We start from the raw sequence: 16,215 nt of genomic DNA, 5'->3' as shown, positions 1-16,215 counted from the left end.
AGATTAATAAATTGACTCTTGCTACTTTGGGATAGTTTTTTACCCGGTTTCTCAATTTCGTCAAAATTTTTTATCAGATAGTACTGGCTTACTCTTACTTCTCAAGATGAAACAATGGAAAATCCGTATCTGGCAATTCATTTACTATTATGGGTGCCTGGTTCCCAAAGGATAGTGGATAAATATTAATTGACAGGTACCTGTTAAGTTCATTTACCGAAATTACCCCATCTCCATTTGTATCCGCCCGGCCATCCTTAGATGCCAGTCGAACTACATGTGTAAAAACACCATTTTCATAATTCGGGTTTTGCTGCGCATTATCTGCCGATGCAGCTATTATCACATTCCCTGTAGTATTGTTAAACCCAACAAAAGTATTTTGGAGAAGACTGATAATAGCCGCCTTGTTCAGGACACCAATACCGCCCGCTTCAAGACCTTTGATCAATTCAATCTGCGAACTATTGTATCCACTATTACAAGCATCAAGCAGTAAGATTTTTTTGCGTGCTGGAATTCCTTTTAGTAACTCCTCAATATCCTGCAACGAAATTCCGGTGCGCGCCGGGTTTGCGGCGTCAAAATCATAGGTAACAAAATAAAATTTTCCATCGGTACCCAAAGTGCCATGGCCCGAAAAAAACAATACTATCTCATCTTCTATTTTTGTTTGCATAAATAAGTTCCGGCAGGTCTCCAGGTTCTTCTTTACCGCGTCCCTGTTATAGAATGTTTTTTGAATGGTTTCGTTAAAAAATCCCTTGTCTTTTTCAGCCATAAAGACCTTTGCCATATCATTGCCATCTTTTTCCGCATGTTTTAAAAATTCAAATCCCTTTGCCTGGATTTCAGGGGCACAGAAAGCAATAAAATACAGATTATTTCTGACAGGAATTTCCGGCTTATAGTGTATGCTACGGTTAACAACATAGCTCTTAATACCTGAACTGTTTTGGGCAAAAACAGAAATGTTGTTAGCGCCACTACTAAGCTGAATTGTGGTTTTCAGAACGGTGTCCCGGGCCTTGAATTCCTGGACTGAATTCACCGGCTGTCCATTTACTGTAATCTCGACTTTTAATGCGGGTGAAAGCGAATCACTGACAGCCAGTTCCAACTCCAAAAAACCTATTGCAGTGGTGTCAGGAATTTTTTCCGGATGAACAAGTACTATGGTTGGCAGTACGGTTGACTGGAGTGCAGCGGAAGAAAAAGGATTAAAACCTGATGAACGATTAATGTACGCTTGATAAAAGAGTTTTGACAGTGTTGTATCAGCCAATCCGAGCCTTTTCATAATTATGTCGGGTCTATTGAACCATTTATCTACCTGTTCTGGTGAGTAGGAATCAAATCCGGAAGTCATTGCTATCCATTTTCCCATTCCCCTCGAACAGGTGTAGTAACCTTCCTCTGTGATGCTTATCCATTCTTTCTGCTGCAGGTAGTGGCTCATTATACATTTACCATCTGTTCCCCAATATTTTACAGACCCATCTTTCGAAGCGGTGTATAGTCGTTCTGATTGAGACGACCAGAGCAAAGCCGTTATATCACTCGAATGTCCGGCAAAACTTTGGATCAACTTACCTGACCTGAAGTTCCACTGTCTTATTATGAATTCATAATCTACCGTAAAAAGGTACTTCCCGTCGTCACTTATGAAGGCCGCGGAAATACCCTGGTAGCCATCATCTCTAAATTTGAAACGGATCTTTTGTTTATCATTTACTTCAATTATGGAATATTGTTTGTCATTGTCGTGAACCAATATAAATTCCTCATGTTCCTCAGTGGTTCCCCTGGAACGTAAAATCGGTGAAAGCCTGGAACCAGGAGGAAAGATGATTTTTTTCGCAGTCAAAATATTAAACAAGTAAATCTTATTGCTGAGATTGTCATAAAGTTCTAAATGCCCCGCAATGTCACGTGTATATTTGTCTGCAAATTTATAAGAAGTACCATTTACGAGATTATGTATATGCAGGCTATCTTTTATCCGGGCAACAACATAATTGCTACCCGAAAATATATAAGTGCCCACAGGTAATCGTTCAGTAGTAAGTATTGGTTTTGTAAGGTCCCTGACATTGTAAAATACTGTGCCTCCATCATAAATACTCAATCCCAGAATACCACTTACTTCGTCAAAGTAATCAACGTAAAAAAGCTGGGGCACTACTAACCTGGACGTTTTGAAATTACCGGCATTAAAATAAATCAGGGTATCGTCATTGTTCAGGAAGATATGCTCATTTTGCCGTCTACCTGCATAAAGCAAAATATAACCGTGAAATTTATTGTGAATGTTAAAAACTACAGAATCTGTTCTGAAATCATTTTCTTTTTCAAAACTATATTTCATCCAGTGGCTTTTATCATCCTTCTCAAACCTCGAAAAAAAAGTACTGACTGTAGAGGTCAACCTGGCCAATTTCTCACTATAATTATATTGAATAATATTTTCATTATTAGTTCTTATTTCAAGGGTGTCTCCTGATCGATTAACGCTGACAGGATAATCAAAAGCAGGTGGCTCAAAATTTTTGACAAGTTGTATGCCATCGCCATAATAGTAAATCGAAAAGGCGGTATTTTTTTTTGCCCCGGATAGAACTGCAACCAACTTTTGTTGATCATCGTAACCTACATATTTGCCTGGAATATATTGCCTGGCGGCAGGACTTCCTTCATCAAAAATTACAGTCGTATCAATATAAGATCCACCTGCCTTATAGAACCAATTGAAAAATGTTTTTCCGCTTTTTATCATATTCACATAGACTCGGTTTAATGTCGGAAAGGAAATAATAACTGAGTCTTTTCCCTGCGCATTTGTCATCATCCAGTATGACGGTTTTGTCGCCATACCGCCACCCTTAAAAGGGTCATAGCTAAAACTATTAACGTTGATCAATATTGAATCTCCTTTCAAAAACCATTGTTCAACGCCATAGAATTCACGCATTTTTCCAAGATTATCTCGCCGCCAGATAAAAGTTTTAAGATTATTCTTGGTAACAAAATATTTTTGAGAACTCCATTGAGCAGCATAGTACCCTGGAAATTCCGTTGGAGGCGAAGCCTCCGGGTTGCGAATGTTAACGATTTTTGATATTACCCCTTCCCCTGTATCACTCTCAGAGTAAATGTCGACGATGATGAGGCTATCATTCAATGTTGCTATCTGCCTGATAGGTAACGCAAAAAGCTCCTTATTGAAATATAGATGAGGGGAGAGACCTTTATTGAGGCGATAAAGCATAAGAGGCCTTGCACCACTGGCAACCGCAACCACACCCCCTGCCTGAAACTTCGCACTAACAAATCCATATTTATTGTCAAAAGTTATGAATATCGATTTTCTTGTTCTGATCTCGAAAACCTTCAGGCTATCATTGGCAACATATAATATCCTGCCCTCTTGCTCATCAACGTCAAATTGTTCTGCATCCTGATCAAATATTTTTTCCCCGTTCAATACGTTGAAGACTATCAACCTCTCGCCCGCCGTCACCAGCAAGCTATCATGGAAAATAAACTTCAATAGGCCCGGGGCTCTCTTATGTCCCGCCAGGTGCCGCAGTTTCCTACCCGTTAGCCAATGCCATAAAATCACGGAATTGTCTTTTCCAGTTGAAACAACCAAAGGATGTTCGCGCGCAAACACTACACTTAGTACTTCTGCCATATGCCCGGTCTGTACAACCATTTGCTTTTGCTGGCAAAATGTGGTTGCCGGAATACTTAGAAAATAAACAAAGCACATGAAGTGCTTTCTGATCGATCCGACAAATGCTTGCCACTTGCTGGTCATGGTGTTGATAGAATTTGTCAAGGTGAATCTAAATTTATATATTTTTAGTAGTAATATCTTAATCTATTTCGAAATATGATGCTCCTATCCCGTCTGTATTTGCGTCGAAGCATTACTATATTCAAATTCGTGACAGTTTGCCTTTATGTAGAGGGGCAGGATTCCACGGCTCCAAATGTTGTCCGCTTTAACGACACCGTTTTCACCGGAGGTAGTTATATAACCGGTAATGTACAAATTGAGAACAGCCCGGCAGTAGGTGTGAATGTGATGGTGAAAGGGAAAGTTAACGTGTCCCTCACTGACATAAACGGAAATTTCCGTTTAGATGCGGACAGTAACGCCCGTTTGGTTTTTTCTTATGTCGGTTTCAACGACATTGAAACAAATGCCAATGTTCATTTTTTAAAATTAGGCGACATGTCGGTTCGTATAAGTAATATTATCAATAAATCCACTGGGTCAAAGGTGATTACAAAAACAGTCCCGGTATTTCCTATTCCATATCCGCCACCTTCCGCAAGTTATTTGATAGACCTACCTGTCCGTTGGAATATTAACAGCTATGGCAAAGCCGACAGTGTGATGCGGTCGGCACTCAAATCCTGCGGATATTCAGACCGGCGCTATTATCCCATTAAGGATGGTTTCGCCCTGGTTACGCAAATGGAACAGATAAACGGCGAAGGATACTCTCTGAAGGAATCCCTGAGATGGACATATAGCATTGCCCATGAACTGAACTCTCCATGGGAATATCTTAAGTCACTGTTCCTGGCACCTAAAGGCAATTTCCGGGTTATTGTTTTTCTGATTAGCAAAAGTGACCCATCAACTAACCCCGGCATTGTGACTGCGGAAAGTGCAAGAGATTGGATGGCAGGAGGTCAGGGAAGCTTACCCAAAGAGCTTTCTGGCATAAGCGGTCCCGTTAACATTTATATGCTCGTTTATCAATACATAAAGTCGCCAGGAACAGATCCCTTGTTTCTTCGTCCGGGGAACATAACCGGTGAGCAACATTTTATCAGGTCGAAGATTGAAAGGAAAATGAAATAGATTATGGTATTTAATTTGTGGTCGGCTAATAAATTTATTTAATCAAAATTACATGAGACCAAAGAGCGCTTTCGAAAACATAGAACATAAAAACGCGTTTAAAAAATTGCTCTATTGTTACATAAGTGTCTTTGCTTCACTGCTTCTGATCGTTCTTATTCAAATCTTTTATGAACGGTATGGGAATCAATCGCTACAAGCCTGGGGTTGGGTAATACTTCATACAGTTCCGGTTACACTTCTTTTATTGTTTATATTTTTCTATGGCAAAAACCAGTTTGTTTTATTTTCTGTAAACGAACAGATAGTTTTTAAGGTCGTCTCATCTTTGTCCCTTTTTTACCTTGCAGCTCTGGTATCGATATTACTTATCCAGCCATTCGGGAACCTGGAGGTGCCTCCGGCAAAACGGCTTCATCAAACCAATACCGGGCTTTTTATTATACAAGTATTGTTAAGTCTCTTGCTTTTAAAATTTGGCAAAGACAAAATTTATTCCAGATCGCCCGAAAATAATAATCAAATCCCCTCCTATCAAGGCTCATCCGCGTCTACTGTGTTTTTATCATATAATCATCTTGACAGGGAAACAGCTGACAAGCTTGCCGTTCTTTTGAAAAAGTCTGGGGTAGATGTCGTTATTGATCGGGAAGAAATGCGGGCAGGCGAATCCATTAAAACATTTATTGAAAACTCAGTCCTGAATACTTCAGTGACACTTTCGCTTGTATCAAGAAACAGTCTTTTGTCAGGATGGGTTTGTTTTGAAACTGTAAATACATTTTTTCTTGAAAGATTTTTTCCGGGTAAACGGTTTATAGCAGTCTATCTTGATTTATCTTTTCTTGATATTGATTTTGCTGTAGAGGCTGTTCGCAGCATAGATGCCAGATTGGAAGCAATAAAAAAACAAATTTATGAGCACGATAGATTGGGTATAGACAGTCGCAATCTTAACTCTGACAAAACCAGGTTAATTGCATTGCGAAATAACATGGATGTAATACTCGACCGCCTTCGCAATTCTCTTTGCCTGGATGTAAGTGATGACAAAATTAATGAGACTTTCCCAATTTTACTTCAAAGTATCTGCAATCCGAAAATACCCTTAGACAGATACAAATCATAACTTATATTCCCCGACGAAATCTATCGTCATAAACGGCATCGGCAAAGCGGGGGTAGCAAGTCAGGAAACACCTTTTGTGATTACCATATTTTCATTCTAACTTCATTTTTACCCTTAATGATTTGATTATGAAAAATATTCTCATAAAAAATGTATTACCCGGCATCATGATGACTTTAATCTTTGCCTGTAATTCCAGTAAGGAAGAACCCGCATCGGTGCCAGTGATTGACAAAGAACAGATCAAAAAAGAAATCCAGGCAAAGGAGGATGAATTTGCTGCAACATATAATGCAGGAACATTAAAAGATATTGGCTATTATGCCGATGATGCAACCAGCTTTTACCAGAACAGGGCACCATTAATTGGCAAAAAAGCAATTTCAGAATACTTGGCCTCTGGCCTGGTTGCCAATTCTAATAAGATTAGTTTCAAAACCAATGAAGTATTTGTTTCCAATGATGGAAACCAGGTAGTTGAACTTGGCTCTTTCAAAGTTGTTGACTCTACAAATAGGCCCATCAATACGGGAAATTATATGAGCCTGTTCGAAAAAAGAAATGGTAAATATGTATCCGTAAGAGATATGAGTGCTTCAGATATACCCGTTCAATAACAAAGCACAGGCAAACAAAGCAAGGGCTGATTATCTTCTCCTGCCTCCGCCACCACTGCCTCTCATTCCACCGCCACCGCCACCCCCGCTATTCCGTGTTCTTCCTGATCCCATTGAAGAAGCAGACCTGTTTGATGTGGATGGACCTTGAGAGTATGATCTTCCGCCACCGGAAGCACGGTTTGAGGCCCCCGCTGATTGTCTTGTGGATGCGGATGGTCCACCTGTTGATGGACGATTCGCAGAACCAGTTGATGGACGAGTTGTTGCACCTGTTGAAGGACGTGTTGATGCAGATGGTCCGCCAACAGACGGACGATTCGATGCACCAGCTGAAGGACGGGTTGACGCAGATGGCCCGCCAACAGACGGACGATTCGATGCGCCATTAGCTGGTCTCGTTGATGCAGAAGGCCTGGTCCCGGCCCTATCTGTTGATCCATTGCCATAACTGCCCCTGGCCCTGTTATCTGAAACCGTATTGGATCTCATTTTATTGTTATTGTAATTATTATAATAGTTCCTGTTATTAATAATTACTGTATTACCACCTCCATAATGACCACCATGATAACCTCCATGGTAATGATAATTATTATGCCGGTAAATTCCCACCGCCACCACGGTGAAAGCTGCAAAATAAGGCGGATAAAATCCGTAATGATATGGTGGCACATAGGGCACATAAACCGGCGAATACACATACTGCACAATGGGAACTGTTTCGACAACTACAATTGTTTTGGCCGGAACATTTACAACAACGGGCTCGGGACCAACATAAGCCGGGTTACTGGTAACGGCAGGAGTGGTGGTCTTTGGTTCAATTACATAATCCTTACCGTACAATTCTTCGTCACCAACAATCTGTAATGAAACCTTGCCTTTGTTTTTATCTATTAAAATCACGGCAACATCCTGGGTTTCTGTTTTACTTACCGCAACCTGGAGAACAAAAGAAAAAGAAGAATCGGCTTTGTTTTCTTTGGTAACTACTTTAATAAAATCAACTTTTTTATCAAGATCTAAATCCAGGTTATTAATGGCTGTTTTTTGATCGTTCAGTGACTTTTCAAAATCTTCAATGGTTTTTGATTTTTGAAAAAGTTCCAGTACAGCATAAAGGTCGAGATTATCACCTGCCAGGCCCAATATGGCCGTATCATTACCAGTTTGATTATCTGTTTGAGAAAAAACAGGTTGGCTTAGCAAAGCGAACAGCGCTGCTAAATATGGTAATATAAATTTCCTCATTTTTTCATGATTTATCAGGTGAGATGCATAAGGGGAGAGGAATATGCATGATTAAGTAAAAAGCTGCATATGTAAGGTAATTAATTGGCTGCAAATAAATATTACAAATAAAAGCACTCCCTGTCCAAATACCCTGTGCACCTGGTCTCACACCGATAAACCATAAATAAGCAAAAGGGGCTTAGATACTATTCGTTTCGCCTTAAATCCTTCAGACTATCCATTTTAATCTCTCAACCTCGATACTATTCCAATTCGCCATACAGCTTATTGGGTTCACTTTGCTTTGCAAATTTCGAACTATTCAGGTTGACTTAATCCTTCTATAGGCTTTATTTCGTTTTCATTCAAGTAATTGAGGAATGCCTTAAAGTTATTTTTGGATTCCTGATACGTTCTTGAGGTATCACTGAGATATTATTGAGGTATACCCGAAAATGCTTTTGGGTTTGTATTGTATGATAAATTTGTTGTGCTTTTAATCTTTCTCAATTTCTCATAAGACAGGTAAGAAGCGATAAGGATTCCGAAGATGACAAGCGGAAAGAAAGTCAGACCATTAACTCCATCAACCATCGCATTGCTGATAAATGCAAAAATGAAGTTGAAGGCAAAACCAGCATAAGCCCACTGTTTAATGCGGTCAGGAATTTGAGGAATAATTAATGCCAACACACCAAGAATTTTAAAGATAACCAACACAGGACCAAAATACTCCGGGTAGCCCAGGTGCCTGATACCTTCTTTCGCGAGTTCAGTCTGAGAGGTCAATGCAGGCATCACACCTTCAAACAAAAAGATAATAACGGTCGCGATCCAAAAAATGATTTTTGTCTTTTTCATCGTAGTAATTTTTAAATTGAATAATGATTTGAAATGATTTCGTTGATTAACACCTCAAAGCTAATATTGACAAATTCCATTTCGCGGGTGTGATCATGACTTGTTAGCGGGCCGATTGCGACTGGATGTTTGTAAAACTTAATATTTTTAAACGCACAGCTATGTCAAGTTCTTTAAATAGCGAGTCCGTACTCGAAACGCTGAAAGCTAAGCCTGCTAACACCCAAACGGGTTCAGGTGTTAACATTCCGTATCCTTTTCCCTCCCCCGCCGATTGGCGCGATCATTGGATTTATTTTCTGTTGGTCGATCGGTTTAACAATCCTTCGGGACCGCCGGTTCCCAATATTTATCCCTGCCTGCCTTACCAGGGTGGAAATTTTTCTGGCATCCGGCAACAACTGCCCTATTTAAAAAGCCTGGGTGTCGGGGCGATTTGGATTTCGCCAGTCTTGATGAATCCGCAATGGTTCAACGACTATTGGGGCGGTTATGGAACACTCGATTTTATACGTATAGAACCAAGGTTTTGTGATAATCCTGCCGCGGCATTAGCAGATTCCTCTATTGGTGATAACGAATTTCGGGCGCTCGTCGATGAGATACATGCGCAGGGGATGTATGTGATTCTTGACATCGTACTCAATCATGCGGCCAATGTTTTCAATTACGAAGGTGCCCGTGATATTAAACCCTGGAAAGAAAATGGAGAGTACGATATTTTCTGGCGTGACGAAACCGGACAGGCCCTTGGAAACTGGACTGATGTTGAGAACATTCCTAATCCTCCATCTAACGGTGTGGTATGGCCGAAAGAATTTCAGCGCAATGATTATTTCCGACGTAAGGGAGAAGATGGATCACGCGGTGATTTTACCGGGATGAAAGAACTCGTGACCGAATACCTTATCCCTGGCACTTCTGTTTACCCGGTGCGGAATCTTTTGATAACTGCCTATCAATATCTGATCGCGAAATTCGATCTCGATGGATACAGGATAGATACCCTTCAATATGTTGAAGCAGCATTTGCCCGTGTGTTCGGAAATGCCATGCGTGAGTATGCGCTTTCCATTGGCAAGAAAAACTTTTTCACTTTCGGGGAAGTCTGGCAGGACGATGATGAATCCAAAATCGCGGAATTTGTTGGACGCAATACAGAGAACAAAGATCATTTTGTTGGAGTGGATGCCGCGATAGACTTCCCTATGAAAAAACGCCTGGAAGCGGTGTGCAAAGGTTTTGCTCCCCCGAGGTCACTCTCTGACCATTTCGACTATCGTTTGGAAACGCTGCGGAAAATTGTCAGCTCACACGGTGACGCCGGCAGACATTATGTGACTTTTTTGGATAATCATGACCAGGACTATCGGTTTCATGATCCCGGGTTTCCCGAACAGACAAAAATGGCTTTAACCTGCATGATGTGTATGCAGGGTATACCTTCTGTTTATTATGGTACTGAACAGGCATTGTCCGGTGCCGGTGGCAATCGCGAATTTGCCAGGGAAGCATTGTGGGGCAGACCTAATGCATTCAACCGGGGGGCCAACCTGTATAAATTTCTTCAGGATTTAAGCATCTTCAGGGCTTCGGAACCGGCTTTGCGTTATGGGCGTCAATATTTTCGTCCCTGCAGTGAAAATGGAGGAGCGTTTACACATTCATCATCCGCTGGCGGTGTAATAGCTTTTTCGCGGGTGTTAAATAATAAGGAAGTTGTTGTGGTGGTGAATACCAGTGTTTCGCAACCGGTAGTTGCAGATATCCTGGTTGATAAAAATCTGCATGATGCCGGCAAGCAATGGGAATTTCTTTTTCCATTTTTATCAAGAGGAGTTCTGCCCGATTTAAGCAGGTCGCAGGAGGATTTGAGGACGATCAGGGTGAGATTGGAGAAGATGGAATTTGTGGTTATTGCGGAGATTTAGAGAAAGATATTTTTACGATATAACGGTTCATGCTAATTTGGAATATTTAGAAATGACCGCTATTTCAGTCAACAAAGATCTTTTTGGCCGAAATAGCGGTCATTTTCACCTTTCTGCCCGGATCACATGGTCGCTATTTGGCAAATCGCAATTATCCTTTTATTCAGTTACACTCTGATTACTACGTTATTCAATCCCCAAAGAAGTTACTGATTTTTTATTGATTATCAAGTATTTACAATCTAATTTCTAGCATTATTAATTTATCAATATCTCCAAAAAAAATAAAAATTAGGAGATATTTCCATAAATCTCCTAATTTTGGAGAAATTAGGAGATAGCATGAAGATCCCCGAGAGACCTCCACTCTTAACAACTAACTACGATTATAGCGAGGTAATTAATGAGTTGGTTCGCCTGGGTAAATTAGAGGAATTCACACGACTGAATGATGTTGAGTATTTTTTTTGGGACAAATGGAAATACATCTCGAATGAATGGGGGATTGATCCGTTGCAACTATGGTCGGCTGTTAAAACAAACAGGTTATCTCACAGGCCGATAGAATCCCTTGGACTCCCGGAACTGAAATTTAAAATCGGGGCACCATCAATCGTTCAAAAATATCTCCATGAATTTGATCTGAACATTGGGGGATCGATACAGGCAGACAGCATTATTCCTTCAGCTGACCGCGACCGCTATTTAATCGGTTCGCTAATGGAGGAAGCCATTGCGTCCAGTCAGCTCGAAGGAGCTGCAACATCAAGAAAAGTGGCGAAAGATATGCTTGAAAACAATCGTAAACCAAGGAACGCCTCAGAACAAATGATATTGAATAACTATGAGGCAATGAAATGGATCGTAGAGAACAAACATCAGCCCCTCAACGCAAAGAGAATAAAATATATTCACGAGGTCTTGACGCGTGGTACACTAAGCGATGCTGAAGTCGGCTCCTTCCGCCATGACGATGAAACAAAAGTATTGGATACACAAACCGGAAAGATTCTTCACAGTCCCCCGACTTACACGCATCTAAATGAATTGATAGAAGGCTTTTGTAATTTTGCTAATGATAAAAACGACGGAACAGTATTCCTGCACCCTATAACGAAAGGGATAATTCTTCATTTCCTGATTGGATATATTCACCCTTTTGCCGACGGAAATGGAAGAACCGCGAGAACGATATTCTATTGGTACCTGCTTAAAAAGAATTATTGGCTTATTGAGTATATGTCTGTTTCGAAGGCAATTCTAAACTCCAAAACAAAATACGCTAAAGCATACCTACACACTGAGTTCGACAGTAACGACCTCACGTATTTTCTGGTTTATAATCTTAAAGCGATGGCGAATGCTCTAAAAGACCTTGAAGAGTATATTAAGAAGAAAACTGCAGAGAAAAAAAATATCTCTGCTATACTTCGTAACACTATGTTTAACGAAAGACAGGTGGCTATCATCCAGGAAGCGCTGAATGATGGTGCAGTATGGTTCACTGTAACGGGAATAGAAAATAAATTTGGCGTCAGCAATCAAACAGCGCGGAACGATCTGAACGTATTGGTAGCAGGTGGTGTATTCGAAGAACGCAAGGCGGGCAAACGCTCGCAGTTTTTTCCGGTTCATGAATACATGAAAAAACTACGAAGTTCGCAGAGAGGGTATTAAGTCCGTTTAATACAAAAAAAACATTGTCAGAAGAAAACATGGTAAATAAAATCCTGATCTTCCGTTCTCTTTTCAAGGGCCGTGAAGACGTCTTTGCGGTATATTGGGAAAAGGGGGCAAAAAGAGGCTATATACCTGCCTACTCTTACGACCCATATTTCTATAGAGCTCTTAAAATGAAGGGAGGCACATTTCAAACCTTCGCTGATAAAACCTACCTGCCGTTTACAGATGAACAACTCACAAAACATTTAAATGGCGAACAACTTATTGGGATATACCCATTACTACAGGATAATACATCATGGTTTATTACGGCGGATTTTGATGAAAAAAACTGGGTAGTGGACTGTCAGAAATTCCTTGACCTTTGTAAAGTCAAAAATATACCTGCTTACCTGGAGCGTTCGCGCTCAGGAAAGGGTGGACATGTATGGATATTTTTCAGTCGACCTTATGCAGCGGTCAAAAGCAGAAAGATCATCTTATCATTGTTAACCGAGTCCGGGGCTGTCTCAGCCTTTGATAAAAATTTAAGCTTCGACAGGCTTTTTCCGAACCAGGACTCCCATTCTGGAAAAGGGCTGGGAAATTTGATAGCATTGCCGTTTTACAAACCAGCTTTAGACCAGGGAAATAGTTGCTATGTTGATCCATATACTTTGCTGCCTTTTCCGGACCAGTGGGATTTTCTCACACGTATTCAAAAAGTATCCGTTGAGCAATTAGATCGGCTTTATCATTCATTGTCTCTCATCAATTCCGACCAGGAAGGAGTCGTCGGGCCGAGGGATAATAACAATCTAACAATATTACTAAGCAACCATGTGAGGCTTAGCAGATCTGCAATATCGCTCTCTCTCATCACATTTCTTAGAGAGGAATTAAATTTTATTAATTCAGAATTTATCGTCAAAAAGCAAACCGGGAGAAATCTATTCGGAACCCAACGTTATTTCCGGTTTATAGAAGAAACTGATAACGAGGTTATTTTTCCCAAAGGTTTTACAGGAAAATTAATCCGGTTTTGCAGGGATATGGGAATCGCTTTTGAATTCAAGGATCAAAGACAAAAAAAAGAATCTGTTGCTTTTAACTTTCATGCAGAGTTAAGAATCTATCAGATTCCTGCGGTGGAAGCCACCAACAAAAAAGACATGGGAGTGATAGTTGCTCCACCTGGTTCAGGTAAAACTATTATAGGTTTAAAGATCATTGCAGACAAACAACAACCTGCTTTAATAGTGGTCCACCGAAAACAACTGATGGATCAATGGATCGAAAGAATTGAAGCCTTTTTAGGAATTCCTAACCACGAGATAGGAAAGATCGGCCAGGGAAAATCAAAAATCGGAAAACATATTACCGTTGCTACTATTCAAAGCCTGGCTAAAAATAAAGAAGGCGGTACCATGTTAAATCATGCATTTGGAACAATACTAATTGATGAATGCCATCACATCCCGGCTGAAAGTTATAGAAACGCGATCCAACGGTTACACAGTTTTTATTTGTACGGCCTAACAGCAACACCTTTCAGGAAGTACAATGACGGAAAACTGATCTTTATTCATTTGGGAGAAATAATTGCAGAGATTTCTACACAACAAACAGGCAAGCAAAAGCAAGCCTCGATAATCATCAGAAATACTGATCTGGATGTTCCTTTTGATTCAAAAACAGATCGGTTTGAAACCCTTTCCAAAATCCTGGTACATGATTCCGCCCGGAACAAATTGATTTTGCAGGATGTCACCAACGAATTGAACAATGGTAAAAGGGTAGTTATTCTTACAGAACGAAAAGAACATTTAGATGTTTTACAACAATATCTCAAGCAATCTTACGAAGTAATTACATTGAGTGGGGAAGATTCGGAAAGTAATCGTGAATCCAAATGGAAGATATTGAAAACAGGTAATTATCAGGCCTTGATTACAACCGGGCAGTTCTTCGGTGAGGGAACTGATCTTAACAATGCAACCTGTTTGTTTCTTGTATACCCCTTTTCCTTTGAAGGAAAATTGATACAATATATGGGAAGGGTGCAGCGCACGGAAATTGCTCCCGTAATTTATGATTACAGGGACATTAAAATTGATTATCTAAACAAAATGTTTCTTAAACGCAACGTTTATTATAGAAAACTGGCGCGCCAGGCGAGTTTGTTTGACGATCCCATTGAAGAGGATATAATTGTAGAGAATATTATTGCAGAGAAAATTATTGCAGAGAAAAAAGATAGGATCCTGACAATTGACAAGGAAATTAGCATCGCTATCGAATTGCTTGAGTTCAGATATGGAAGCGTTTCCTTTACATACAGTTCTTTAGAGGCGAATTTGAAAATAGACTTCGAGATTCAGCATGATGATATCCGGCCCGAATTTGAAGTTCTAAAGCCTTATTTCGCGAAGTTTCTGAAGTCTAAAAATGTTAAGGCGCATATTTATGCAGAGATTGAAAATGGACAATTGGTTTCTCAACTGGCTTCTTCAGAAGACATAAATAAATTAGACAGGCAAATTATTGAAGGAGTTCGTTTCCAGTTCGTAACTAAACCCATTTTTAATCGAACGAATCCAACTATTAAAGATGAATCAGGTGAAGTGCTTCATGTGAATCATCCCTTATATGAATCAGGGCAAGAACTTTTGGAGGACATATTGAAACATTCTCAGTTCAGGCATCACCGGCATCTTCGTTACCTGGCTGATAAACATGCTGGTCATTTATTGAAAATCCGGTTTGTGTTACAGCCATTTTCTTTTGTTTTTCTGCTGGAAGGAACTGATCAATATCACATTATACTGGAAACCCTGGATACTGAAGAGGCGAGCTATCTGTGGCATTTTCCCAGGATAGTCTCCAATCTGCCGTTAAAGTTGAAGGAGATTGATGCACATCTGGACATTATCCGGAAACAAGGCAGGCAGGGATTTCTGACATCACCACCAGAGAACTTCAGTCGTATTCTTCACGATTATTCCGATGACAATAAAGGATTTATCGTCTGGAAAGATATGTTGGAAGAACGGTTGGTTTAAGGGTTACAGATTCTACTATTTACTTCAAAGCAGTTCATCTAGCTTAACCGCCTGGAACACGAGATCTGCCTGGCTGCTTTCATATATTACCCCGATGGTGTTTTCATCGATAGATGTAAGACAAGAATATCCCCTCGCCTTTTTTTCATCCATCAACAATTTCCGATGCCAGGTTTTGCCGTCGTCATAGCTCACCTTCAGCGTTATGTTATGGCGCGCGACTTTTGAATCCGGGTTACAAAAAATGAGTAGCGATTTCTTTTGGCCGTTCTGTTTGTAATCATGCCGGATGATACTGGCCATACATACAGGTTCCTGTAACGCTTTGTGCGAAGCCGGATGAATGTTCCAGCTCTGACCGAGATCTTTTGTGACAGCTATCGCCCTGCCGTTTCCCGCGCTTGTGTCGTTCTTATTTTCGTTCGCACGCATATTCAACATGATGCTTCCATCCTTAAGTTCAACAGCCATGTTTTCGGTTGTAGCCTCATCCATCGCGGGTTTGCTGGTTGCCCAGGTTTTACCGCCGTCTTTACTATAGGTTATATTTGAAAATGGTTTGCCTTTTGCATCGCGCCCTTGTGTTGGAAATACGAGCGTACCATCGGCAAGGGTTATGCCGGCACCGGGTGCAGGGGCCCAGAGCCACCATTCTTCTTTTTTGCACATACGGGTGAGATTGACCGGCTCGCTCCAGGTTTTACCGTTGTCTATGCTCTTAGTTATAAGAAACTGTGATGTTTGTTTTACATCGAAACCCGGTTGTGAGCCTTTAGAGCGCCACTGATGATTCCAGGTAGTGCTGGTGTCGGTAAGATTCTCCACCCACTTACCATCA

Annotated in this window: 10 protein-coding genes; 6 read left to right on the top strand and 4 right to left on the bottom strand. The window is 40.6% G+C overall.

The genetic code is table 11. From position 1 onward, the window contains the following. Window positions 1-94 precede the first annotated feature (94 nt). On the bottom strand, window positions 95-3,841 hold the full coding sequence (locus tag VK664_RS19140; RefSeq protein ID WP_461400305.1) for a caspase family protein: 3,747 nt from the start codon (window positions 3,839-3,841) through the stop codon (window positions 95-97). A 54-nt stretch (window positions 3,842-3,895) separates the two neighbouring features. Here VK664_RS19140 and VK664_RS19135 point away from each other — a divergent pair, with 54 nt between their 5' ends. The 3 genes from VK664_RS19135 (at window position 3,896) to VK664_RS19125 (ending at window position 6,625) form a co-directional block, all read left to right on the top strand. Then, on the top strand, window positions 3,896-4,879 hold the full coding sequence (locus VK664_RS19135) for a carboxypeptidase-like regulatory domain-containing protein (RefSeq protein WP_461400304.1): 984 nt from the start codon (window positions 3,896-3,898) through the stop codon (window positions 4,877-4,879). A 52-nt stretch (window positions 4,880-4,931) separates the two neighbouring features. After that, window positions 4,932-6,008: a toll/interleukin-1 receptor domain-containing protein gene (locus VK664_RS19130; protein ID WP_461400303.1), complete on the top strand. Its 1,077-nt coding sequence runs from the start codon at window positions 4,932-4,934 to the stop codon at window positions 6,006-6,008. A 128-nt stretch (window positions 6,009-6,136) separates the two neighbouring features. Continuing rightward, the gene (locus VK664_RS19125; protein WP_461400302.1) at window positions 6,137-6,625 is read left to right on the top strand and encodes a YybH family protein; all 489 of its coding nucleotides are present in this window, start codon (window positions 6,137-6,139) and stop codon (window positions 6,623-6,625) included. 30 nt (window positions 6,626-6,655) lie between these two features. On the opposite strand, the gene VK664_RS19120 is transcribed toward VK664_RS19125, so the two are convergent. Continuing rightward, window positions 6,656-7,879: a hypothetical protein gene (locus VK664_RS19120; RefSeq protein ID WP_461400301.1), complete on the bottom strand. Its 1,224-nt coding sequence runs from the start codon at window positions 7,877-7,879 to the stop codon at window positions 6,656-6,658. A gap of 417 nt (window positions 7,880-8,296) precedes the next feature. After that, window positions 8,297-8,722: a DoxX family protein gene (locus VK664_RS19115; RefSeq protein WP_461400300.1), complete on the bottom strand. Its 426-nt coding sequence runs from the start codon at window positions 8,720-8,722 to the stop codon at window positions 8,297-8,299. 161 nt (window positions 8,723-8,883) lie between these two features. Here VK664_RS19115 and VK664_RS19110 point away from each other — a divergent pair, with 161 nt between their 5' ends. From VK664_RS19110 to VK664_RS19100, 3 genes are all read left to right on the top strand, one after another. Then, a complete protein-coding gene (locus VK664_RS19110) occupies window positions 8,884-10,653 on the top strand; it encodes an alpha-amylase family glycosyl hydrolase (RefSeq protein ID WP_461400299.1) in 1,770 nt (589 codons plus the stop codon). 321 nt (window positions 10,654-10,974) lie between these two features. Beyond that, the gene (locus tag VK664_RS19105; protein WP_461400298.1) at window positions 10,975-12,330 is read left to right on the top strand and encodes a Fic family protein; all 1,356 of its coding nucleotides are present in this window, start codon (window positions 10,975-10,977) and stop codon (window positions 12,328-12,330) included. Between the two features lie 38 nt (window positions 12,331-12,368). Beyond that, window positions 12,369-15,377: a TOTE conflict system archaeo-eukaryotic primase domain-containing protein gene (locus VK664_RS19100; RefSeq protein WP_461400297.1), complete on the top strand. Its 3,009-nt coding sequence runs from the start codon at window positions 12,369-12,371 to the stop codon at window positions 15,375-15,377. A 24-nt stretch (window positions 15,378-15,401) separates the two neighbouring features. On the opposite strand, the gene VK664_RS19095 is transcribed toward VK664_RS19100, so the two are convergent. Then, the coding region (locus VK664_RS19095; protein ID WP_461400296.1) for a sialidase family protein at window positions 15,402-16,215 on the bottom strand (814 nt) is incomplete at its 5' end.

This window comes from Flavitalea sp. (assembly GCF_035489435.1).
In the GTDB taxonomy this organism is placed as follows: domain Bacteria; phylum Bacteroidota; class Bacteroidia; order Chitinophagales; family Chitinophagaceae; genus DATHKG01.
The sequence above is the reverse complement of the archived record's forward strand: the minus strand, read 5'-3'. Positions and strand labels throughout refer to the sequence as shown.

What these genes read in the sequence shown, in the direction of transcription:
- VK664_RS19135 (WP_461400304.1), top strand. Translation starts at nt 3,896, where the DNA reads ATGATGCTCCTATCCCGTCTGTATTTGCGTCGAAGCATTACTATATTC.
- VK664_RS19130 (WP_461400303.1), top strand. Translation starts at nt 4,932, where the DNA reads ATGAGACCAAAGAGCGCTTTCGAAAACATAGAACATAAAAACGCGTTT.
- VK664_RS19125 (WP_461400302.1), top strand. Translation starts at nt 6,137, where the DNA reads ATGAAAAATATTCTCATAAAAAATGTATTACCCGGCATCATGATGACT.
- VK664_RS19120 (WP_461400301.1), bottom strand. Translation starts at nt 7,879, where the DNA reads ATGAGGAAATTTATATTACCATATTTAGCAGCGCTGTTCGCTTTGCTA.
- VK664_RS19115 (WP_461400300.1), bottom strand. Translation starts at nt 8,722, where the DNA reads ATGAAAAAGACAAAAATCATTTTTTGGATCGCGACCGTTATTATCTTT.
- VK664_RS19110 (WP_461400299.1), top strand. Translation starts at nt 8,884, where the DNA reads ATGTCAAGTTCTTTAAATAGCGAGTCCGTACTCGAAACGCTGAAAGCT.
- VK664_RS19100 (WP_461400297.1), top strand. Translation starts at nt 12,369, where the DNA reads ATGGTAAATAAAATCCTGATCTTCCGTTCTCTTTTCAAGGGCCGTGAA.